Source organism: Exiguobacterium antarcticum DSM 14480 (assembly GCF_000685865.1).
Lineage (GTDB): Bacteria > Bacillota > Bacilli > Exiguobacteriales > Exiguobacteriaceae > Exiguobacterium_A > Exiguobacterium_A antarcticum.
In genome coordinates, this window is sequence record NZ_JMKS01000005.1 from 1 (window position 1) to 23,119 (window position 23,119).

Here is a 23,119-nt window from a genome sequence, read left to right on the forward strand (position 1 = left end):
GTCTCACGTGGTTTCTGACGCTTTCCCTTTTGTCGAAGGAGTCCAGAATCGGCCTCGACGAGGCCCATATAAATCCAACGATAAATTGTCTTGAACGAAAGTCCTTCTTCTTGGAATAATCGTCCGGCAATCTGTTCAGGGGACCACGTCTCCCGTAACTTTTCGAGGATGCGGACTCCTTTTTCGAGCGTAAACTTCGTCCGTGCACCGCACTTCTTTTTTCGCTCCACATAACGCTGGTCGGCATGGGAAGAATCATAGTGAGGATTTCGTTTCAATTCTCGTGAAATCGTAGAAGGTTGACGCCCCAGGCGTCCAGCAATCTTTCGGACAGAGAAACCTAGCTCGAGATACGTCTCTATTTTGACTCTTTCTGATGTGGTAAGATGAACATAGCTCATAACGAATCCTCCGTTGAATTTTGTGTGGTAACTCTATTCTACACGAGGTCGTTATGGGTTTTTTTGTGTTTTCAGCTAGGTGTTGCACTTAATATTACAATTCGTCAATAATAAAAAAGCTTTGTATGAACAAATTGGTGACGCTCGATTTATAAAAAGAAAAATATAAAACAGAAAATATAAAACAGAATAGAAGATTAAAGCAAAATAATTAGTTTTTTTAAAATTGATGAATAGCGAACGTTAGAATATCATTGGAATATTTAGAGAAAGTCTGGTCGCTAAAATTAGCGTTGACTTTTTTTTTACGAAAACATGTATAAATAATGTTTAATTAAAAAAGAAGTAGGGGAAATTCAAAATGTTGGCATTTAAAATTATTTGTAAGCGTTTGATATTTGATTTTAACATTAAATTTTAAAACGCTGTTAATCCAAAAGGAGGAAGAGGATCATGAGTAGAAAAGAGAATACATTTATCGACCTGTTTAATAGCCAAGCGGAAGTATTAAGCAAGGGTGAATGAATTAAAGGCACAGGGTTATAATGAAAGAGATATGTATGTCGTCGCACAAGATAAAGATTCGTTTTCTATGTTGAAAGACCCAGACAGACGTGAATGTGGATACTACGGGTGAAGAGCAGCATCAAGGGTTCATGGGGAAATTCATGGCTGCCTTCTCTGATGATTCTTCTACGGAAGCATTCAATGGTATGGGGCTAGATCGTACTGAATCAGAAAGAGTACCGTCGTCAAGTAACAGAATGGAAAATTGGTATTGTACGTAGACAGTGATTATGGGGATTCTTACGAAAAACACAATCAGAGTTATGTCAAGGATACGGTACGACTTCAGAAGTGGACCGGAATCAGGATTACGATAAATCTTCAGAAATGGATCGGACATCTACTACTGCATCAGATGTTGGGACAGAGGAAGAACGTATTCGCCTACATGAAGAACGTTTGAACGTTGATAAGAAAGAGTTCAAACTGGAGAAGTAAACGTTAGCAAACGTGTTGTCGAAGATCAACAATCCATTGAAGTCCCTGTTGAGCGTGAAGAAGTATATGTAGAACGTCGCCCAGTCAACGAGAGCGAAACGAGAACAGAGGCGTTTGTAGACGAAAATGACTCCATCCATGTCCCGCTTTCTGAAGAACGCGTTGTAGTTTCAAACAAGATGTCGTTACTGAAGAAATTGTGGTCGGGAACGGAAAGTTCAAGATACTGAAATCGTCTCAGAAACAGTTCGTCGTGAAGAAGCGGATATCGATGATGGTACGAGTACAACGAATAATCTTGATCGAGATAACAGACTTGATCGAGATAATGATCTTGATCGAAACAACGGACTTGATCGAGATGATAGAAGATAATTTTATAGTTAATTGTTAAAAGAGAGTAGCTCATCAGCTACTCTCTTTTTTGTGAAAGGTCTGGTCGCATCCTCTTACTTCGAAGAATTGCCTGAACTGAAAGTTTTAGTTATGCCCGTATTCGCTGTAGTTATGGTGATCGCGTTCGGAAAACGACGGATTCAGTTGCAAGTTCATCAATTGTTATTCAAGAAGCGTCCTGAAGAACATATTCAAGCCAAAGCAAATAAAGAAAAACGCTTCCAAAACCGAACGTTTCGGATTAATTAAAGAACTAAATTTCGCTTTTATGGTTGACCGTCCATTTTTTGCGTGCTACGATGTGTCTGTTCTTATTTTTATCATCCACTAAAAAACAAAAAATAATGCCGTATAATTCTGGGGATATGGCCCGGAAGTCTCTACAGGAACACCTTAAAGGTTCCTACTACGGCGTGCACTGATTCTGGTGTGCGCTTAAAGAAACGGCTTTTACCGCTTAGGTAACTGCCGTTTTTTTCGTTTCTTGAGACGGCTTATTTGGAAAGAGGGCAACCATGAGCACACAGATGAAACCGCAACAACCAAAACAAAAGGAGAACGCGATTGCGCGTTACTTCGATTTTAATGGACTCGGTACGAATATGCGGACAGAGTTCATCGCCGGTATGACGACCTTCTTCGCAATGGCCTACATCTTGTTCGTCAATCCGAACACGCTTGCTGAAGCCGGGATGGATGCAGGAGCAGTCTTCGGAGCAACGGCACTCGTTGCGATCATCGGTTCGGTGACGATGGGCCTACTCGCCAATTACCCAATCGCCCTGGCGCCCGGTATGGGACTCAACGCATTCTTCGCCTACAGCGTCGTCATCGGAATGGGCATTCCGTGGGAGACCGCTTTATCCGGTGTCTTGGTATCCGGACTTGTCTTCATGGTCTTGACGGCGTCCGGTATTCGCGAAACGATCATCAATGCGATTCCTGAACCCCTTAAAATGGCAGTTGCTGCCGGAATCGGTTTATTCATTGCTTTCATCGGTTTGAAAACAGGTGGTATCGTCGTCGCCAATGAAGCAACACTCGTCTCACTTGGTAATCTTGGTCAAGGAACAACATTACTTGCCGTCTTCGGATTAGTCATTTCAGCGATCTTAATGACACGTGGTATTAAAGGCGCCATCTTCTTCGGAATGATCATTACAGCGATTGCGGGGATGATCTTCGGCTTGATTCCCGTACCATCCGGTCTAGGTGAGATCGTCTCGGCGCCACCAAGCATCGCACCGACATTCGGACAAGCGTTCTTACACTTTAACGAAATCTTTACGGTACAGATGGCAGTCGTCATTTTAACATTCTTCTTCGTTGATTTCTTTGATACAGCAGGAACACTCGTTGCTGTAGCGAACCAAGCCGGTTTGATTAAAGATAATAAAGTCCCGCGTGCCGGTCGTGCCTTGATCGCGGACTCGACAGCAACGGTCGCGGGTTCGATTCTCGGAACGTCGACAACGGTCTCCTACATTGAATCGAGTGCCGGGGTCGCAGCCGGTGGACGTTCAGGGATGACGGCGATTGTCACAGGATTATTCTTTGGACTTGCCTTGTTCTTCTCACCACTACTTGCGGTGATTACGGCGCCGGTTACAGCACCGGCATTGATTATCGTGGGCGTCTTGATGGCTTCTTCGCTTCTCCAGATTGATTGGAAGAAGTTCGAATATGCAGTTCCGGCATTCTTGACGGTCATCATGATGCCACTGACGTACTCGATTGCAACCGGGATCGCGTTCGGATTCTTATTTTATCCAATCACGATGATCGCGAAAGGACGCGCGAAAGAGGTCCATCCAATCATGTATGCGATGTCCCTCGGATTCCTGGCGTACTTCATCTGGTTACACTAAGTGTTCTTGTACGTTTGACGTCTTTCTTCTATATAGAAGAAAGGCGTTTTTTTTGTTGATCAGGGAAAGGAAAGAAAGAGGAGGTGTTTTGGATGATTGAAAAAATTACAGGCCCTGTATTTGAATACTTAGCGGAAGACAAACGATTGATCAAGCTGGCCCGAAAAATCGGTTTGCCGCTAGGTGGCACATTTTTTGTTGGTGGACAGACGTTGGATGAAACCGTTGGAACCGTCCAAACGTTAAATCAAGATGGGCGGGCGGCGACCATCGATTGTTTAGGTGAGTTCATCGAATCAGAAAAAGACGCCATCGATATCGCGGATGAATGCATAAAAGTCATTCACCGTATTTCAGAAGATCAACTGAATGCCCAAGTGTCCTTGAAGCTTACATCAGTTGGTTTACGGTTAAATCCAGAAATCGCTTTTGCACAAATGACGCGCATTTTAGAAACGGCAGAACGTTTTGATATGCGCGTGACGATTAACATGGAAGAAGAGGCGGTATGTGAATCGATCATACATGTATTTGAACAGCTGCGAACAAGATTTTCAAACGTCGGCATTGCCTTGCAAGCGAATCTGTATCGCAGTCGCTTCGATCTTGAACGTTTGCAATCCACCGTTCGTGTTGTTAAAGGAGCGTACACAGGTCCAGCTGATATTTATATCGAACGGAAAGAAACCGTCGATGCGACATATTTACAGCTAGTCAAACAAAACCTTTTGCAAGGGTGTTATACGCAGGTGGCGACACATGACGAAGACATGATTCAAGAAGTTATCCGTTTCGTGCATCAACAGGGAATCGGATTCGAACAATTTGAATTCCAGATGCTGCAAGGGATGCGACCGAATCGGCAAAAGGAATTGGTAGAGGAAGGATTCCGTGTCGTGATCTATGTTCCGCATGGCGTCGACTGGTACACATATTTGATGAAACGTTTGGCGGAACGACCAGCGAACATCGTCTTTACTGCAATCAGTATGTTAAGGCTGTAACTACTTTGCAAAGGGTTCTTAAACTCTTTGTAAAGTTTTTTTTGAAATAATGCTTGTGTTTGTCGAATTTTGTTGGTATATTAATAAATGTTCCAGCGAGACGCCTTTTATAAACGGTTTGTTGGGGCTGAAAAAACTTTTCTAAAACGTGGTTGACATAATCGAAAGAACCTGTTAGTCTATTAAAGTCGCTAACACGACTTAAACGAAACGACGAACTTTGAAAACTGAACGATGAGGCAAAAAACGTATCTTCGGATACAAACAATGAATGAAGCGCAAGCTTCGTCAACGTGACTTCGGTCACAAAAACGAGCAAGTCAAACACTTTATGGAGAGTTTGATCCTGGCTCAGGACGAACGCTGGCGGCGTGCCTAATACATGCAAGTCGAGCGCAGGAAGCTCACGGAACTCTTCGGAGGGAAGTGAGGGGAATGAGCGGCGGACGGGTGAGTAACACGTAAGGAACCTGCCTTAAGGATTGGGATAACTCCGAGAAATCGGAGCTAATACCGGATAGTTCTTCAGACCGCATGGTCTGATGATGAAAGGCGCTTCGGCGTCACCTTGAGATGGCCTTGCGGTGCATTAGCTAGTTGGTGGGGTAATGGCCCACCAAGGCGACGATGCATAGCCGACCTGAGAGGGTGATCGGCCACACTGGGACTGAGACACGGCCCAGACTCCTACGGGAGGCAGCAGTAGGGAATCTTCCACAATGGACGAAAGTCTGATGGAGCAACGCCGCGTGAGTGATGAAGGTTTTCGGATCGTAAAACTCTGTTGTAAGGGAAGAATAGGCGTGAGAGGTAATGCTCACGCTATGACGGTACCTTACGAGAAAGCCACGGCTAACTACGTGCCAGCAGCCGCGGTAATACGTAGGTGGCAAGCGTTGTCCGGAATTATTGGGCGTAAAGCGCGCGCAGGCGGCCTTTTAAGTCTGATGTGAAAGCCCCCGGCTCAACCGGGGAGGGTCATTGGAAACTGGAAGGCTTGAGTACAGAAGAGAAGAGTGGAATTCCATGTGTAGCGGTGAAATGCGTAGAGATGTGGAGGAACACCAGTGGCGAAGGCGACTCTTTGGTCTGTAACTGACGCTGAGGCGCGAAAGCGTGGGGAGCAAACAGGATTAGATACCCTGGTAGTCCACGCCGTAAACGATGAGTGCTAGGTGTTGGGGGGTTTCCGCCCCTCAGTGCTGAAGCTAACGCATTAAGCACTCCGCCTGGGGAGTACGGCCGCAAGGCTGAAACTCAAAGGAATTGACGGGGACCCGCACAAGCGGTGGAGCATGTGGTTTAATTCGAAGCAACGCGAAGAACCTTACCAACTCTTGACATCCCCTTGACCGCTTGAGAGATCAAGTTTTCCCTTCGGGGACAAGGGTGACAGGTGGTGCATGGTTGTCGTCAGCTCGTGTCGTGAGATGTTGGGTTAAGTCCCGCAACGAGCGCAACCCCTATCCTTAGTTGCCAGCATTTAGTTGGGCACTCTAGGGAGACTGCCGGTGACAAACCGGAGGAAGGTGGGGATGACGTCAAATCATCATGCCCCTTATGAGTTGGGCTACACACGTGCTACAATGGACGGTACAAAGGGCAGCGAGACCGCGAGGTGGAGCCAATCCCAGAAAGCCGTTCCCAGTTCGGATTGCAGGCTGCAACTCGCCTGCATGAAGTCGGAATCGCTAGTAATCGCAGGTCAGCATACTGCGGTGAATACGTTCCCGGGTCTTGTACACACCGCCCGTCACACCACGAGAGTTTGCAACACCCGAAGCCGGTGAGGTAACCGCAAGGAGCCAGCCGTCGAAGGTGGGGTAGATGATTGGGGTGAAGTCGTAACAAGGTAGCCGTATCGGAAGGTGCGGCTGGATCACCTCCTTTCTAAGGAAAACGTCCCGTAAGGGACATGCCCATCGTTCAGTTTTGAGAGCTCGTCTCTCAGTCTCGATAAGAGACACTCGCACCTTGAAAACTGAAGACATCAACAAGACATCAAACTTTTTATAACCATGTCATTAGACGTGTGTTCTTAGAATACCAAAATGCTAGATCAAGGTATGAAGGGCGTACGGTGGATGCCTTGGCACTAGGAGCCGATGAAGGACGCGACGAACAGCGATATGCTTCGGGGAGCAGTAAGTATGCTTTGATCCGAGGATTTCCGAATGGGGGAACCCACCATCCGTAATGGGATGGGACATGTTACATGAATACATAGTGTAGCGTGAGGCAGACCCGGGGAACTGAAACATCTAAGTACCCGGAGGAAGAGAAAGCAAATGCGATTCCCTGAGTAGCGGCGAGCGAAACGGGAACAGCCCAAACCGGAGAGCATGCTCTCCGGGGTTGTAGGACACTCTATACGGAGTCAAAAAGGAAGACAGTAGGCGAACGACCTGGAAAGGCCGGCCGAAGAAGGTGACAGCCCTGTAGCTGAAACTGTTTTCCCTCCAGAGTGGATCCTGAGTACGGCGGGACACGTGAAACCCCGTCGGAATCCGGGAGGACCATCTCCCAAGGCTAAATACTCCCTAGTGACCGATAGTGAACCAGTACCGTGAGGGAAAGGTGAAAAGCACCCCGGAAGGGGAGTGAAATAGATCCTGAAACCGTATGCCTACAAGTAGTCAGAGCCCGTTAATGGGTGATGGCGTGCCTTTTGTAGAATGAACCGGCGAGTTACGATAGCGCGCGAGGTTAAGCTGATGAGGCGGAGCCGTAGCGAAAGCGAGTCTGAATAGGGCGCCATAGTGCGTTGTCGTAGACCCGAAACCAGGTGATCTACCCATGTCCAGGATGAAGGTCAGGTAACACTGACTGGAGGTCCGAACCCACGCACGTTGAAAAGTGCGGGGATGAGGTGTGGGTAGCGGTGAAATGCCAATCGAACCTGGAGATAGCTGGTTCTCCCCGAAATAGCTTTAGGGCTAGCCTCGAGGTTGAGAGTTCCGGAGGTAGAGCACTGATTGGACTAGGGGCCCCCACAGGGTTACCGAATTCAGTTAAACTCCGAATGCCGGCAACTTATACTCGGGAGTCAGACTGCGAGTGATAAGATCCGTAGTCAAGAGGGAAACAGCCCAGACCGCCAGCTAAGGTCCCAAAGTGTATGTTAAGTGGAAAAGGATGTGGCGCTGCCTAGACAGCTAGGATGTTGGCTTAGAAGCAGCCACCATTCAAAGAGTGCGTAATAGCTCACTAGTCGAGTGGCGCCGCGCCGAAAATGTAACGGGGCTAAACATACCACCGAAGCTGCGGATTCCGTAAGGAATGGTAGGGGAGCGTTCCAAACCGCTGTGAAGCTGTACCGTAAGGAGCAGTGGAGCGTTTGGAAGTGAGAATGCCGGTGTGAGTAGCGAAAAGAGGGGTGAGAATCCCCTCCGTCGAAAGCCCAAGGTTTCCTGAGGAAGGCTCGTCCGCTCAGGGTTAGTCTGGACCTAAGCCGAGGCCGAAAGGCGTAGGCGATGGATAACAGGTTGATATTCCTGTACCACCGATCCACCGTTTGAACAATGGGGGGACGCAGGAGGATAGTGACGCATGCGGATGGAAGTGCATGTGTAAGTTTCGAGACCGTCTGATTGGCAAATCCGTCAGGCATCAAAGTCGAGGAACGATGCGGAGTCCCGTAGGGACGAAGGTCACGATTTCACACTGCCAAGAAAAGCCTCTAGTGAGGTGGAAGGTGCCAGTACCGTAAACCGACACAGGTAGGCGGGATGAGAATTCTAAGACGCGCGGGATAACTCTCGTTAAGGAACTCGGCAAAATGGTCCCGTAACTTCGGGAGAAGGGACGCTCTACATTGAGTAGAGCCGCAGTGAATAGGCCCAAACGACTGTTTAGCAAAAACACAGGTCTCTGCTAAATCGCAAGATGACGTATAGGGGCTGACGCCTGCCCGGTGCTGGAAGGTTAAGGGGATGGGTTAGCGCAAGCGAAGCTTTGAACCGAAGCCCCAGTAAACGGCGGCCGTAACTATAACGGTCCTAAGGTAGCGAAATTCCTTGTCGGGTAAGTTCCGACCCGCACGAAAGGCGTAACGATTTGGGCACTGTCTCAACGAGAGACCCGGTGAAATCATAGTACCTGTGAAGATGCAGGTTACCCGCGACAGGACGGAAAGACCCCATGGAGCTTTACTACAGCCTGATATTGAGGCTTTGTGCATGATGTACAGGATAGGCGGGAGACGTCGAGACCGGAGCGCCAGCTTCGGAGGAGTCACCCTTGGGATACCGCCCTTCATGCATAGAGTCTCTAACTCGCAGCCGTCATCCGGCTGGAGGACCGTGTCAGGCGGGTAGTTTGACTGGGGCGGTCGCCTCCTAAACAGTAACGGAGGCGCCCAAAGGTTCCCTCAGAATGGTTGGAAATCATTCGTAGAGCGCAAAGGCAGAAGGGAGCTTGACTGCGAGACCTACAAGTCGAGCAGGGACGAAAGTCGGGCTTAGTGATCCGGTGGTTCCGCATGGAAGGGCCATCGCTCAACGGATAAAAGCTACCCTGGGGATAACAGGCTGATCTCCCCCAAGAGTCCACATCGACGGGGAGGTTTGGCACCTCGATGTCGGCTCATCGCATCCTGGGGCTGGAGTAGGTCCCAAGGGTTGGGCTGTTCGCCCATTAAAGCGGTACGCGAGCTGGGTTCAGAACGTCGTGAGACAGTTCGGTCCCTATCCGTCGTGGGCGCAGGAAATTTGAGGAGAGCTGTCCTTAGTACGAGAGGACCGGGATGGACGCACCGCTGGTGTACCAGTTGTTCCGCCAGGAGCATCGCTGGGTAGCTACGTGCGGACGGGATAAATGCTGAAAGCATCTAAGCATGAAGCCCCCTCCAAGATGAGATTTCCCTTTGAGTAATCAAGAAAGACCCCTCAGAGACGATGAGGTAGATAGGTCACGGGTGGAAGCATGGCGACATGCGGAGCTGAGTGATACTAATCGGTCGAGGCCTTGTTCTAGCAGATGATCTTGTTGATGACTTCAGTTTTGAGGGCGCGAGCCCGTCGTCTGGTGACGATAGCCAAGTGGTCACACCCGTTCCCATGCCGAACACGGAAGTTAAGCACTTGAACGCCGAAAGTAGTTGGGGGCTTCCCCCTGCGAGGATAGGACGTTGCCAGGCAAACGGTGGTTCTGGAGCATACGCTCAAGGGCCGCCGCTTTTTTATGGACTTTTTTTGGTTTTTTCATATATATAATAAGGAAGGAACGTGATACTCATGGCAAAAAAACAAAAAATGCGCGTCATGGTCGAAGAAAATGAAACGATCAGTGCCTGTCTCGATCGGATTGATGCCATGGGTTATCGTCCGACCGTCCGGCGGGAAGAACCGATTTTTGGACTCGATGCCAACGGTGAACCGTATCCGATTCGCCAGCAAATTGTTTTTGATTGTAAGCCGAAAATCGAATCCGATAAAATATGAATTTTTCTAAAAGACCATCGTTTCTTTAATGAAACAGTGGTCTTTTTTGTGTGATCTGACTTTTTCAAAGAGGACAGACCTTTAAAATTCCGAATGGGACACAAATTAAAAGGAATATTTCTGCTATAAAACCGAACGATGAATTTTCAGACAATTAAATTGTTCGCCTTTGGTTGACGAATCGAGTTCAGTCTTGTTAAGATGAAGGCGTGATAGGAAGATTGAATATAACACCTCGTATAATAGCAGGGATATGGCTTGCAAGTTTCTACCCGACGACCCTAAATCGTTGGACTATGGGGTATATGGATGTTCGTCGATGATTCTTTGGCGTACCTTTTTATACCCTAAGCCACCCTTTTAGACGTGGTTTGGGCTTTTTTTATGCAAAAAGGAGGAGACGAAGATGAGTAAGGTGGAAATCGGAGTCATCATGGGCAGTCAATCGGATTGGGTGACCATGCAGAAAACGTGTGATGTACTGGATCAGTTGGATATTGCGTACGAAAAGAAAGTTGTGTCGGCACACCGGACACCTGACTTAATGTTTCGTTATGCGGAATCTGCTCGGGAACGAGGATTAAAAGTCATCATTGCCGGTGCAGGCGGAGCAGCCCATCTTCCGGGAATGGTTGCTGCAAAGACGACATTACCGGTAATCGGTGTCCCAATTCAAAGCAAAGCACTTCAAGGCATCGATTCCTTACTCTCAATCGTCCAAATGCCCGGTGGTGTTCCAGTCGCGACGGTTGCGATCGGTGACGCTGGAGCAAAAAATGCGGGTTTACTTGCGGCTCAGATTCTTGGAACGGTCGACGAACGGATTGCCCGAGCTTTAGACCATATGCGGGTCGAACTAGAAGGAGATGTCATCGCTTCCGAGGTGCATCTGACATGAAACGGATTGGTATCTTAGGTGGAGGACAACTAGGTCGGATGATGGCTTTATCTGCACGGCAAATGGGCTATTCGCTCATCACGCTTGATCCAACTGAAAACGCACCGTGTGCGCAAGTAGCGGATCAACAGATTCAAGCACCGTTTACGGACGTCGAGGCAGCGAAACGACTTGCCGCCGAATCAGATGTCGTGACCTATGAGTTTGAGAATATCTCACACGAAGTAGCGGAAGCAATCGGCAATAAACTGATTCACGGGACAGAACTTTTGTTTCGGACCCAACACCGGATTCGGGAGAAAGAACTGATTGAACAGCTTGGTTACCAGGTGGCACCTTATCTGGCAATCCAGACGACCGATGATCTTATGGAAGCGAAACGGCAGCTAGGTCTTCCCTTCGTCTTAAAAACAGCACGCTTTGGTTACGATGGGAAAGGACAGACCGTCATTCGGACAGAGCTGGATTTACAAACAGCGATGAAGACCTTTGAGGCAACCGAGTATGTTGCAGAAAAATGGTTGCCGTTTGATCAAGAAATCTCCGTCATTGTCGCGCGAAGTGAGCGGGACACAAAAGTGTTCCCAGTTAGTGAAAATATCCATCAAGACAACATCCTGCATCTGTCGATCGTACCGGCACGCATCTCAAAAGACTTGGAACAACAAGCGATTGACCTGGCGAAACGTCTCGCAAACGATGTCGATTTGATTGGCACACTGGCAATCGAACTGTTCGTCGTCGGTTCCGAACTGATCGTCAACGAACTGGCGCCGCGCCCGCACAACTCGGGTCATTATTCGATTGATGCGTGCGAGACGTCACAGTTCGAACAGCACATTCGGGCCATCTGCGGACTGCCGCTTGGCGATACCCGCTTGACGACACCGGTCGTCATGGCGAACATCCTAGGTCAACATATCACAGCATTAGACGAGGCATTACCGATGTTATCCTCGCGGACGAAAGTCCATTTATACGGAAAACAGGACGCGAAACCGGGGCGGAAGATGGGGCATCTAAACATCTTGGCTGATTCGGTCGAAGAAGCGTTAGCCGAAGTTGCGCGCCTGCAGATATGGAAGGAGACGGTTAGATGATCGAACGCTATACACGTCCTGAAATGAAAGCGATCTGGACAGAACAGAACAAATTCGAAGCCTGGTTGAAAGTTGAGATTTTAGCATGTGAAGCCTGGAGTGAACTGGGAGTGATCCCAAAAGAAGACGTCCAGTTGCTTTGGGAAAATGCTTCGTTTGATGTCAATCGAATCAATGAGATCGAACAAGAGACACGCCACGACGTCATCGCCTTTACACGTGCTGTATCGGAGACACTTGGTGAAGAACGCAAATGGGTTCATTACGGTCTGACGTCAACCGACGTCGTTGATACGGCGTTATCGTATCTCTTGAAACAAGCGAATGACATCTTAGCGGCGGATCTCGATCGTTTCATTGAGATTTTAAAGGTCAAAGCAAATGAACATAAATATACGGTCATGATGGGACGTACACACGGCGTACACGCTGAACCGACGACGTTTGGTCTGAAGCTGGCTCTTTGGTACGAAGAAATGAAACGCAATAAGGTCCGGTTCGAGGCAGCACGTGAAACGGTCGAATACGGCAAGATGTCGGGGGCGGTCGGAACGTTTGCGAATATCGATCCGTTCATCGAAAAATATGTCTGTGAGAAGCTTGGTACGAAACCGGCACCGGTCTCGACGCAAACCCTGCAACGCGATCGTCATGCCCACTACATGTCGACGATCGCTTTGATTGCGACATCGATTGAAAAGATGGCGACGGAAATCCGTGGTCTTCAAAAAACGGAGACCCGTGAAGTCGAAGAATTCTTCGCTAAAGGTCAAAAGGGATCGTCGGCGATGCCGCATAAACGGAATCCAATCGGTTCGGAGAACATGACGGGTCTTGCCCGTGTCATCCGCGGCCATATGGTGACAGCGTACGAAAACGTCTCGCTGTGGCATGAACGGGATATCTCCCACTCGTCTGCGGAACGGATCATTTTGCCGGATGCGACGGGATTACTCAACTACATGTTGAACCGCTTCGGCAACATCATCAAAAATCTGACGGTGTTCCCGGAAAACATGAAACGCAACATGGACCGGACGTTTGGTGTCATCTTCTCCGGTCACGTCTTACTCGCTTTGATCGAAAAAGGCTGGTCACGTGAAGCGGCCTACGACTTCGTTCAACCACGGGCGATGCAGGCATGGGAAGAACAAATCATGTTCCGTGATGTCTTATGGCAGGAAGCGGACATTCAACAACTCTTTACAGAAGAAGAACTCGATGCTTGTTTTGATCCAACGTATCATACGAGCCGGGTCGATGAAATCTTTGAACGGTGTGGCTTGAACTAATCAACCTGGGACGGGAGTCTGACTCCCGTCTACATCTTAGGATCATGGGGGACGAAATCGATGCAACCACTTTATGAAGGCAAGGCGAAACGGTTATACACGACGCAGGATCAGGATGTGCTCCGCATCGTTTACAAAGACGAAGCTACGGCATTTAATGGAGAGAAGAAGGCAGAGTTTGCCGGTAAGGGAGAACTCAACAACCGTTTGACGAGCCACTTTTTTGAGGTTCTCGCAGCGGCGGGAATTCCGACCCACTTCATTGAACGAACATCGGAGCGCGAACAGCTCGTACGTCGTGTCACTATCATTCCACTGGAGGTCGTCGTTCGAAACGTCGTCGCCGGCAGTCTCAGTAAACGGCTTGGCATCGAAGAAGGAACGGTCCTCGAGACGCCGATTGTCGAGTTTTATTATAAGGATGACAGCCTAGGTGATCCGCTTGTCACACCGGCACACATCAATTTACTGAAGATTGCGACTACGGAGGAACTTTCCTTGCTCGAACAGGAAGCACATCGTGTCAATGACGTCTTACGTCCCTACTTTGATAACAAGGGCATCACACTCGTTGATTTTAAACTGGAATACGGTAAAACACCGGCCGGCGAAGTTCTGCTGGCGGACGAAATCTCACCGGACACGTGCCGGTTATGGGATAAGGAAACGGGCGAACACCTTGATAAAGACGTCTTCCGCCGTAATATCGGATCACTGATCGACACATACCAAACACTATTCAATCGCCTAGGGGGAAACGGACAATGAAAAAGGTTACAGTAGCGGTCGCATTACGGGAAAGTATTTTAGATCCACAAGGTGTCGCGGTCAAAGGCGGTCTCGTCCAGCTTGGTTTTGCAGGTGTCGAAGAAGTTAGAATCGGCAAGCGGATCGAACTGCTCGTCGCGGACGAAACAACGGACACGATGATCCATGAGATGTGTCAGAAACTGCTCGTCAATACCGTGATGGAAGATTATCAGTTTGAGATTGAAGAGGTGACACCGGCATGAAGTTCGCAGTCATCGTCTTTCCCGGATCGAACTGTGATTTAGATATGTATCATGCTGTCAAAGACGCACTCGGCGAAGAAGCGGACTACGTCTTCCATACAGAAACGTCCCTTGAAGGATACGACGGCGTCTTGTTACCAGGCGGCTTTTCCTACGGCGACTATCTCCGGTGTGGAGCGATCGCTCAGTTCTCACCGATCATGGAGGAAGTGAAACGCTTTGCGGCAGAAGGCAAAACGGTCCTCGGCGTCTGCAACGGATTCCAAATTCTTGTTGAAGCGGGGCTTCTCCCGGGTGTCTTGCACCGCAATACGGGACTGAAGTTCATGTGCCGGACGGTTGAACTGAAGGTCGAAAACAATGAGACTCGTTTTACATCCGACTATGCAGCGCAAGAAACGATTACGATTCCAATCGCACACGGAGAAGGCAACTATTACTGTGACGATGCGACGTATGCGATGTTACAGACGAACCGACAAATTGCCTTTACGTATACCGATAACCCGAACGGATCACGCGGCGATATCGCCGGCATCACGAATAAAGCCGGGAACGTTCTCGGCATGATGCCACACCCGGAACGGGCAGTTGAGCTGCTGACCGGCGGAACTGATGGACTTAAGTTATTCACTTCACTCGTCAAACAGGGGGCACATCATGTTAAAACAACAGTCTGAACCAACGATGGAGCAAATTCAGGAACAACGGATCTACGCAACGATGGGACTGAGCGACGCGGAATATGAGATGGTCGTCAACTTACTCGGACGCCAACCGAACTACACAGAAATCGGATTGTTTTCCGTCATGTGGTCGGAGCACTGTTCGTACAAGACGTCGAAGCCGGTCTTACGTCAGTTTCCGACGACAGGTCCACGCGTCCTGCAAGGTCCGGGTGAAGGAGCCGGTGTCGTCGACATCGGGGATAATCAAGCCGTCGTCTTTAAAATCGAGAGTCACAACCATCCGTCAGCCGTCGAACCGTACCAAGGGGCAGCGACCGGTGTCGGTGGCATCATTCGCGATATCTTTTCGATGGGAGCCCGTCCGGTCGCCTTGATGAACTCGCTTCGGTTCGGTCACCTCGGTACACCACGTGTCAATCAACTGTTTGAACAAGTGGTCGCTGGAATTGCCGGATACGGGAACTGTGTCGGGATTCCGACGATCGGAGGAGAAGTCGGCTTTGATCATTCGTATGAGGGCAACCCGCTCGTCAATGCGATGTGTATCGGCTTGATCAACCATGAAGACATTCAAAAGGGTCTCGCAAAAGGCGCGGGAAACTCCGTCATGTACGTCGGAGCCGCAACCGGACGCGACGGCATTCACGGGGCAACCTTTGCCTCAGAGGATCTCGGGGAAGATACGGAAGCGAAACGTCCGGCCGTTCAGGTCGGGGATCCGTTCATGGAGAAACTCTTGATCGAAGCGTGTCTTGAAATCGTCGGTCATCCGGCGCTTGTCGGCATGCAGGATATGGGAGCCGCCGGACTGACCTCGTCGTCAGCCGAGATGGCTTCGAAAGCCGGTATGGGGATCGAGATGCATCTGGACGATGTCCCGCAACGGGAAACCGGGATGACCGCTTACGAAATGATGTTATCGGAATCACAAGAACGGATGTTGTTAGTCGTTGAACGCGGACGCGAAGCAGAGATCGAAGCAATCGTCAGCAAATGGGGACTCCATGCGGTGCATGTCGGAGAAGTCATCGACGAGAAAGTGCTTCGTTTGGTCCACCACGGTCAAATCGTGGCGGAAGTACCGGTTGATGCGCTCGCAGAAGAAGCACCGGTCTATAACAAACCATCCCGTGTCCCGGCATATTATGAAGAGTTCCAAACGATGGAGGAAACGTTACCGGTCGTTGAGGATGTGGTCGAAACATGGCGTTCCTTGCTCAAACAACCGACGATTGCTTCAAAACGTTGGGTCTACGACCAATACGATCATATGGTCCAAACATCAACGGTCGTCGCACCAGGTTCTGATGCAGCCGTCATCCGGGTTCGCGGAACGAACAAAGCACTCGCGATGACGACAGACTGCAACAGCCGTTTTGTTTACCTCGATCCATTCGTCGGTGGACAGATTGCTGTCGCCGAAGCGGCCCGCAACATCGTTGCCAGCGGTGCAACACCACTCGCGATCACCGACTGCCTAAACTTCGGAAACCCGGATAAACCGGAAGGCTTCTGGCAACTGCAACAAGCGACGGCAGGAATGGCAGAAGCGTGCCGCGTGCTTGAGACACCGGTCATTGGCGGAAACGTCTCGCTCTATAACGAATCAGCTGGAAAGGCCGTTCATCCGACGCCAGTCGTCGGGATGGTTGGTCTTCATGAACAGACGGAGTGGATTACGACACAACACGTCAAGCAAGCAGGCGACGCGGTATACATTCTTGGTGAGACGTTACCTGAGTTTGGTGGAAGTGAGCTCCAATACATGCAGTTTGAGAAGTCCTTTGGTAAAGCACCGCAAATTGATTTAGCGCTCGAACAAAAACGACTTCTGGCATTACAAGCATCCGTTCAAGCGGGACTTGTCACGGCAATCCATGACGTGGCAGAAGGCGGTCTCGCTGTTGCATTAGCCGAGATGACATTCGGAACGACACTTGGTCTTGAAGTGACATTTGACGGTCCAGCCCTTCATCTGTTCAGTGAATCGCAATCACGTTTCGTCGTGACGGTGAAGCCGGAGCATGAAGCGGCCTTCGTCAAGCAGACAGGTGCTCACAGATTAGGAACGGTCACGGATCAAGATGCTTTGCAAATCAAGACTAACGATACACTCATCGAAGCGACACGTTCGACACTGCAAGCCGACTGGGAAGGGGCGATCGCGTGTTATATGACATCAAAGGATTAAACGAAGAGTGTGGGGTATTCGGGATTTTCGGACAACCGGAAGCGGCACAACTCGCGTATTACGGTCTTCACAGCTTACAACACCGAGGGCAGGAAGGAGCGGGCATCGTCGCAAGTGACGGCAACCTACTCCTGCCACACCGGGGGCAAGGACTCGTGACGGAAGTTTTCTCACAAGAAACACTGGATTCCTTATCAGGACACCATGCGATCGGACACGTCCGGTATTCGACGGCCGGGGGCAATACGCTTGAAAATACACAACCGCTCCATTTTAAATCACGGACCGGCGACTTGGCGCTTGCGCATAACGGAAATCTTGTCAACGCGGATTCGTTAAAACATTTACTCGAAGCAGAAGGCGCTATCTTCCAAACGACGAGTGATACGGAAGTCGTCGCCCACCTCGTCAAACGCAGTAAGTTACCAACGCTTGAAGACCGGATTGCCGATAGTCTGGCCCGGCTCGTCGGCGCATTCGCCTTCCTGTTTTTAACGGAAGATACGTTGTACGTCGCCGTCGATCCACACGGTCTGCGTCCGTTGTCGCTCGGGAAAACACCGGACGGCGGAATCGTCTTTTCGTCAGAAACCTGTGCCTTTGACATCGTCGGTGCCGAATTCATTCGGGATATCGAGCCAGGGGAGCTCGTGACCATCACGACGTCCGGCATGTCATCACGCCAGTATATGGAACCACATGAGCGGGCGATGTGTTCGATGGAATACATCTACTTTTCCCGCCCTGATTCGATGATTGATGGGGTCAATGTCCATACGGCACGAAAAGCACTTGGCAAAAAGATGTTCGAAGAAGCACCGGTCGAGGCAGACGTCGTCACCGGAGTCCCGGATTCGAGTATTTCCGCTGCCATCGGTTATGCGGAAGCGAGTGGGATTCCGTATGAAATGGGACTGATCAAAAACCGTTACGTCGGACGGACGTTCATCCAACCGTCGCAAGAATTACGCGAACGTGGCGTCAAAATGAAGTTGTCGGCCCTGCGTGGTGTCGTCAACGGAAAACGGGTCATCATGGTGGACGACTCAATCGTCCGCGGTACGACAAGCCGCCGTATTGTCGGCTTGTTACGGGAAGCCGGCGCAACGGAAGTCCACGTCCGCATCACGGCACCGCCGATCACGAATCCGTGTTATTACGGCATCGATACTTCTTCAAAAGACGAATTGATTTCCGCCCGTTTGACACCCGGTGAAATTTGCCGGGAGATCGGTGCTGATTCACTTGAGTTTCTGTCTGTGACCGGGATGGTCCATGCGATCGACCGTCCGTTCGAAGGTCCGTTAAAAGGGCAGTGTACGGCTTGTTTCACAGGTGAATATCCAACGCCAATCGGTGCGCTAGAACTAGAAGCTAAACTTTGAACAGATGGGGGAACAAAGCATGAGTAAACAATACGAAGCAGCAGGTGTCAGCCTGACAGCAGGATACGAATCCGTTTCTCGAATGAAAAAACATGTGGCCCGCTCGATGCGCAAAGAAGTCATGACGGGACTCGGCAGTTTCGGTGCAATGTTCGACCTCAGCCAATTGAATCTGAAAGAACCGGTTCTCGTCAGCGGTACGGATGGCGTCGGTACGAAGCTGAAGCTCGCTTTCGCCCTCGACCAGCACGATACGATTGGGATTGATTGTGTCGCAATGTGTGTCAACGACATCATCGTCCAAGGCGCAGAACCACTGTATTTCCTCGATTACATCGCCCTTGGGAAAGCGATCCCGACAAAGATTGAACGAATCGTCGCCGGTGTCGCCGAAGGCTGTGTCCAGTCCGGCTGTACATTGATTGGCGGGGAAACGGCAGAAATGCCGGGTATGTATGCAGACGGTGAATACGACATCGCAGGATTTGCGGTCGGCGCCGTCGAAAAACAAAAATTGATCACAGGAGAACACGTTCAACCAGGCGACGTCATTTTAGGTCTCGCCTCGTCCGGTGTCCATTCGAATGGTTTTTCACTCGTCCGAAAAATCGTCAAAGAAAGTGGTCTTCGTTATGAAGATGAGTTGATGATGTTCGGCAGTACGATTGGCAATACATTATTGATGCCAACCCGGATTTATGTCGAAGCGGTCAAAGCGGCCCTTGAGACGGAAAAAATTCAGGCGATGGTCCATATTACCGGCGGCGGTTTTTACGAAAACGTTCCGCGTGTCCTTCCTGAAGGATGTGGTGCGACGTTTGACCCACAAAAATGGCCGAACCTCCCCGTCTTCGATTGGCTCGAACAAGCCGGAAACGTGCCGCGTCACGATATGTACAACGTCTTCAACATGGGTATCGGCTACATGCTGATCGTCAAACCGGAAGATGTCGGAGCGGTCACGGCACGTCTTGCCCGTGCCAACGAGACGGTTTATACGATCGGGACGGTGACGCGTGAAGAAGGTGTTCGGATTAACGGAGTCGATCAATGAAGATTGCCTGTTTTGCCTCGGGAAGTGGCAGTAATGTCGAAGCCTTATTCGAAGCGATTGAAACAGGGCGTCTGCAGGCAACGATTGAACTCGTCGTCTGTGATCAAAAACAAGCAAAAGTGATTGAACGGGCCCGCAATTGGGGTTGCGATGTATTTGTCTTCACCGCAAAAGAGTATCCCGACAAACCGTCGTTCGAACGGGAAATCGTCGCAGAGTTAGAGAAACGGCACATCGAACGGATCATCCTCGCAGGATACATGCGTCTGATTGGTGATGTCCTGCTGTCGCATTATGCAGGGCGAATCGTCAACATCCATCCGTCGCTGCTCCCTGCTTTTCCCGGAAAAGATGCAATCGGCCAAGCATTTCGTGGCGGAGTCAAAATCACAGGTGTTACAATTCATATAGTCGATGAAGGCATGGACACAGGACCGATCATGGCACAAGAAGCGGTCCGGATTACAGAGAATATGACACGCGAGACGCTCCAGCAGGCGATTCAGCAAGTAGAGCATAGACTGTATCCGCAAGTCATCGAAGAGTGGATCAAAGAGGAGGCAAACGTATGAGAGCGTTAATCAGTGTATCAGACAAAACAGGAATCGTAGAACTCGGGCAAGCCATGCATCAGGCAGGAATTGAACTTGTTTCAACAGGTGGAACACATCAAGTTCTTGAAGCGGCAGGACTTCCGGTCATTGGTATCAGCGAGGTCACCCAGTTTCCAGAGATGCTGGACGGGCGGGTCAAGACCCTTCATCCGATGGTCCATGGTGGACTACTCGGGCGCCGCGATCTCGAAAGCCACCGGGAACAGATGGCAGAGCAACAGATTAAGCCGATTGATTTTGTTGTCGTCAATCTGTATCCGTTCAAAGAAACGGTCATGAATGAGGACGTCTCGTACGCCGATGCAATCGAAAACATCGATATCGGCGGACCGAGCATGATTCGTTCTGCCGCAAAAAATCATGCCGCAGTGACGGTCGTCGTCGATCCGGCAGATTACGCAGCCGTCATCAACGAGATTCATCTTGGTGGGACGACGTTTGAAACGCGTCAAAAACTAGCGGCAAAAGCATTCCGGCATACGGCAGCTTACGATGCCTTGATTGCCGACTACTTCTTGACACAGACGGGTGAAAAATTCCCGGATCAATTGACGATCACGCTCGAGAAGGTCCAGGATTTGCGGTACGGAGAAAATCCACACCAAGAAGCAGCCTTTTACAAAACACCGATTTACCGCGGGGCATCCCTTGCTTCAGCCAAGCAACTCCACGGTAAAGAATTGTCCTACAACAATATCCAGGATGCCAATGCAGCACTTGAGATTTTGGATGAGTTCCGCGAAGCGGCAGCCGTCGTCGTCAAACATATGAATCCGTGTGGCGTCGCCGTTGGTCCGACAATCGACGAAGCCTTCCGCCGGGCGCATGCGGCGGATCCGGTCTCGATCTTTGGTGGAATCGTTGCCTTAAACCGCGAAGTCGATCTCGCGACAGCTGAACAGTTAAGCGGGATTTTCCTTGAAATCATCATCGCACCGTCCTTTACGGAAGAGGCATTTACATTACTTGCAGCGAAGAAAAACCTTCGTTTACTCGAACTGGATGTCAAACGGGTCCAAGCTATCCGTTATACGGCAGTTGCCGGTGGTATGCTCGTCCAAGATAGTGATGACGAGACACTGGACGATGCGTCAGCACGCGTCGTGACGGAGCGGAAACCGACCGCAGCAGAATGGGAAGATTTAAAACTCGCTTGGCGTGCCGTGAAACATGTCAAATCGAATGCCATCGTGATCGCGAAAGACGAAGTGACGGTCGGCGTCGGTGCGGGACAAATGAATCGAGTAGGTTCGGCGAATATCGCCATCACGCAAGCAGGCGACAAAGCAATCGGTGCCGCGATGGGGTCAGACGCGTTCTTCCCGATGGGGGATACGGTCGAAGCGGCAGCCGCAGCTGGCATCACAGCGATTATTCAACCGGGCGGCTCGATTCGCGACCAGGAATCAATTGATGCCTGTAACAAACACGGCATCACGATGATCTTTACGAACGTGCGTCATTTCAAACACTAAGCGGAGGCGATCCGAATGAAAGTATTAGTAGTCGGTAAAGGTGGACGCGAGCATGCGCTCGTGTGGAAACTGGCACAAGATGTTCGCATCGATACGATTTATGCTGCACCTGGAAACGTCGGGATGACAGAAGCGATTTGTGTCCCGATTCGCGAAGACGCAATCGGTGAGTTGGTTCAGTTCGCCCGCGATGAGCAGATTGATTGGACGATCGTCGGACCTGAAGGCCCACTCGTCCTTGGAATCGTCAACGCGTTTCAAGCCGCTGGACTGAATATCTTTGGACCGTCGCGGGAAGCAGCGGCGATTGAAGGCAGTAAACAGTTTGCGAAAGCGTTGATGGATCGGGCCGGCATTCCGACGGCAGACCATGCTGTTTTTACGTCAGCTGTCGAAGCGAATGCCTACATTCGGACGCAAGGGGCGCCAATCGTCATCAAGGCCGATGGTCTAGCGGCAGGAAAAGGTGTCACCGTCGCCACGACGACGACAGAAGCAATCCGAGCGGTCGAAGAAATTTTCGCCGGGGATTTTGGAGAGCAGAGCAGTGTCGTGATCGAAGAATGTTTAGTTGGAGAAGAATGTTCGTTGATGGCATTTGTTCATGAAGAAACCGTCATTCCGATGGTCTTGTCGCAAGACCATAAGCGGGTTTTTGATGGTGATCAAGGTCCGAACACGGGGGGGATGGGTGCTTATAGTCCACTGCCGCAGTTTGACGAACAAGCGGTGACGGAAGAAGCGATGCAGCGTGTCCTCCGCCCACTTGTCGAACAGATGGCAAGTGAAGGCATTCCGTTCACCGGCTTTTTATACGCCGGGCTGATGTTGACCGATCGTGGACCTTCTGTCATTGAATTCAATGCGCGTTTTGGGGATCCGGAAACGGAAGTGATTTTGCCACGCCTGGAAACACAACTATTAGATGTCATCATTCCATTGATGCAAGGAGATGTGCCGGAAGTCGTCTGGTCGTCGGAGTCGGTCGTCGGTGTCGTCATCGCCGCGAACGGTTATCCGGAACATCCGGAAACGGGACATCTCGTTCGAACGGATACGATTGGCTCAGGTATAACCGTCTTTCATGCAGGAACTGTCGCCGGTGAAGACGAGACGGTGTTGTCAGCAGGAGGACGTGTTCTCGTCTGCGTCACGAAGGCTCCGACGATGGAGGAAGCAGTTTCGACGATCTATCAAGGTCTGGATTCGTTTGATCGGACGGGCTTCTTTTACCGGACGGATATCGCCAAAAAGGCATTTCGAACAACATGAGTGTTAGTCATGAACAAGTCG

General features: G+C 50.1%; 18 protein-coding genes, 3 rRNA genes and 2 riboswitches. Of the genes, 20 read left to right on the forward strand and 1 reads right to left on the reverse strand.

Translation table 11 applies throughout. The annotated features are described in order from the left end of the window. Positions 1-401, reverse strand: a 401-nt coding sequence (locus P404_RS0111320; protein WP_026831247.1) for a helix-turn-helix domain-containing protein, incomplete at its 3' end; no start/stop codon positions are given. A gap of 556 nt (positions 402-957) precedes the next feature. Between P404_RS0111320 and P404_RS18815 the strand changes: the two genes are divergently transcribed. From P404_RS18815 to purD, 20 genes are all read left to right on the forward strand, one after another. Next, positions 958-1,038, forward strand: a complete 81-nt coding sequence (locus tag P404_RS18815) for a hypothetical protein (protein ID WP_236624426.1) — start codon at positions 958-960, stop codon at positions 1,036-1,038. A gap of 403 nt (positions 1,039-1,441) precedes the next feature. Further along, entirely contained in the window at positions 1,442-1,636 is a 195-nt protein-coding gene (locus P404_RS18820; RefSeq protein WP_236624427.1) for a DUF2382 domain-containing protein, read from the forward strand. Between the two features lie 493 nt (positions 1,637-2,129). Then, positions 2,130-2,231, forward strand: a riboswitch (purine riboswitch). 86 nt (positions 2,232-2,317) lie between these two features. Further along, positions 2,318-3,670 (forward strand): NCS2 family permease, encoded by a 1,353-nt coding sequence (locus tag P404_RS0111340; RefSeq protein WP_014969453.1) that lies wholly within the window; start codon positions 2,318-2,320, stop codon positions 3,668-3,670. Positions 3,671-3,762: 92 nt separating this feature from the next. After that, positions 3,763-4,674: a proline dehydrogenase family protein gene (locus tag P404_RS0111345; RefSeq protein WP_034774181.1), complete on the forward strand. Its 912-nt coding sequence runs from the start codon at positions 3,763-3,765 to the stop codon at positions 4,672-4,674. A gap of 328 nt (positions 4,675-5,002) precedes the next feature. Then, positions 5,003-6,564 (forward strand): 16S ribosomal RNA (locus tag P404_RS0111350). 167 nt (positions 6,565-6,731) lie between these two features. Further along, positions 6,732-9,647 (forward strand): 23S ribosomal RNA (locus P404_RS0111355). 48 nt (positions 9,648-9,695) lie between these two features. Continuing rightward, positions 9,696-9,811 (forward strand): 5S ribosomal RNA (gene rrf / locus P404_RS0111360). The 16S, 23S and 5S rRNA genes sit together here, the layout of an rRNA operon. Before the next feature lie 97 nt (positions 9,812-9,908). Next, positions 9,909-10,115, forward strand: coding sequence for an NETI motif-containing protein (locus tag P404_RS0111365; RefSeq protein ID WP_026830833.1), 207 nt, complete (start codon positions 9,909-9,911; stop codon positions 10,113-10,115). Between the two features lie 215 nt (positions 10,116-10,330). Then, a riboswitch (purine riboswitch) is annotated at positions 10,331-10,432 on the forward strand. Positions 10,433-10,521: 89 nt separating this feature from the next. Beyond that, positions 10,522-11,013, forward strand: coding sequence for a 5-(carboxyamino)imidazole ribonucleotide mutase (gene purE, locus P404_RS0111370; protein ID WP_026829312.1), 492 nt, complete (start codon positions 10,522-10,524; stop codon positions 11,011-11,013). Then, on the forward strand, positions 11,010-12,113 hold the full coding sequence (purK, locus tag P404_RS0111375) for a 5-(carboxyamino)imidazole ribonucleotide synthase (RefSeq protein ID WP_026830834.1): 1,104 nt from the start codon (positions 11,010-11,012) through the stop codon (positions 12,111-12,113). Before purE ends, purK begins: the two co-directional genes overlap by 4 nt. Then, on the forward strand, positions 12,110-13,405 hold the full coding sequence (gene purB / locus P404_RS0111380) for an adenylosuccinate lyase (protein ID WP_026830835.1): 1,296 nt from the start codon (positions 12,110-12,112) through the stop codon (positions 13,403-13,405). Before purK ends, purB begins: the two co-directional genes overlap by 4 nt. 60 nt (positions 13,406-13,465) lie before the next feature. Then, on the forward strand, positions 13,466-14,173 hold the full coding sequence (purC, locus tag P404_RS0111385) for a phosphoribosylaminoimidazolesuccinocarboxamide synthase (RefSeq protein WP_026830836.1): 708 nt from the start codon (positions 13,466-13,468) through the stop codon (positions 14,171-14,173). Next, positions 14,170-14,418, forward strand: a complete 249-nt coding sequence (purS, locus tag P404_RS0111390; protein ID WP_026830837.1) for a phosphoribosylformylglycinamidine synthase subunit PurS — start codon at positions 14,170-14,172, stop codon at positions 14,416-14,418. The genes purC and purS overlap by 4 nt, the downstream gene beginning before the upstream one ends. Beyond that, positions 14,415-15,098 carry a phosphoribosylformylglycinamidine synthase subunit PurQ gene (gene purQ / locus P404_RS0111395; RefSeq protein ID WP_026829307.1) on the forward strand — a complete coding sequence of 228 codons (684 nt, stop codon included), beginning with the start codon at positions 14,415-14,417 and terminating at the stop codon, positions 15,096-15,098. The genes purS and purQ overlap by 4 nt, the downstream gene beginning before the upstream one ends. Then, complete coding sequence (purL, locus tag P404_RS0111400) at positions 15,079-17,298, forward strand: phosphoribosylformylglycinamidine synthase subunit PurL (RefSeq protein ID WP_026830838.1); 2,220 nt, start codon at positions 15,079-15,081, stop codon at positions 17,296-17,298. The genes purQ and purL overlap by 20 nt, the downstream gene beginning before the upstream one ends. Next, a complete protein-coding gene (purF, locus tag P404_RS0111405) occupies positions 17,274-18,683 on the forward strand; it encodes an amidophosphoribosyltransferase (protein WP_026831248.1) in 1,410 nt (469 codons plus the stop codon). Before purL ends, purF begins: the two co-directional genes overlap by 25 nt. A 19-nt stretch (positions 18,684-18,702) precedes the next feature. After that, on the forward strand, positions 18,703-19,737 hold the full coding sequence (gene purM, locus P404_RS0111410; RefSeq protein ID WP_026830839.1) for a phosphoribosylformylglycinamidine cyclo-ligase: 1,035 nt from the start codon (positions 18,703-18,705) through the stop codon (positions 19,735-19,737). After that, positions 19,734-20,309, forward strand: a complete 576-nt coding sequence (purN, locus tag P404_RS0111415; protein ID WP_026830840.1) for a phosphoribosylglycinamide formyltransferase — start codon at positions 19,734-19,736, stop codon at positions 20,307-20,309. Before purM ends, purN begins: the two co-directional genes overlap by 4 nt. Beyond that, positions 20,306-21,826 (forward strand): bifunctional phosphoribosylaminoimidazolecarboxamide formyltransferase/IMP cyclohydrolase, encoded by a 1,521-nt coding sequence (gene purH / locus P404_RS0111420; RefSeq protein WP_026830841.1) that lies wholly within the window; start codon positions 20,306-20,308, stop codon positions 21,824-21,826. The genes purN and purH overlap by 4 nt, the downstream gene beginning before the upstream one ends. 15 nt (positions 21,827-21,841) lie before the next feature. Continuing rightward, positions 21,842-23,098 carry a phosphoribosylamine--glycine ligase gene (gene purD, locus P404_RS0111425; protein WP_026830842.1) on the forward strand — a complete coding sequence of 419 codons (1,257 nt, stop codon included), beginning with the start codon at positions 21,842-21,844 and terminating at the stop codon, positions 23,096-23,098. Positions 23,099-23,119 lie beyond the last annotated feature (21 nt).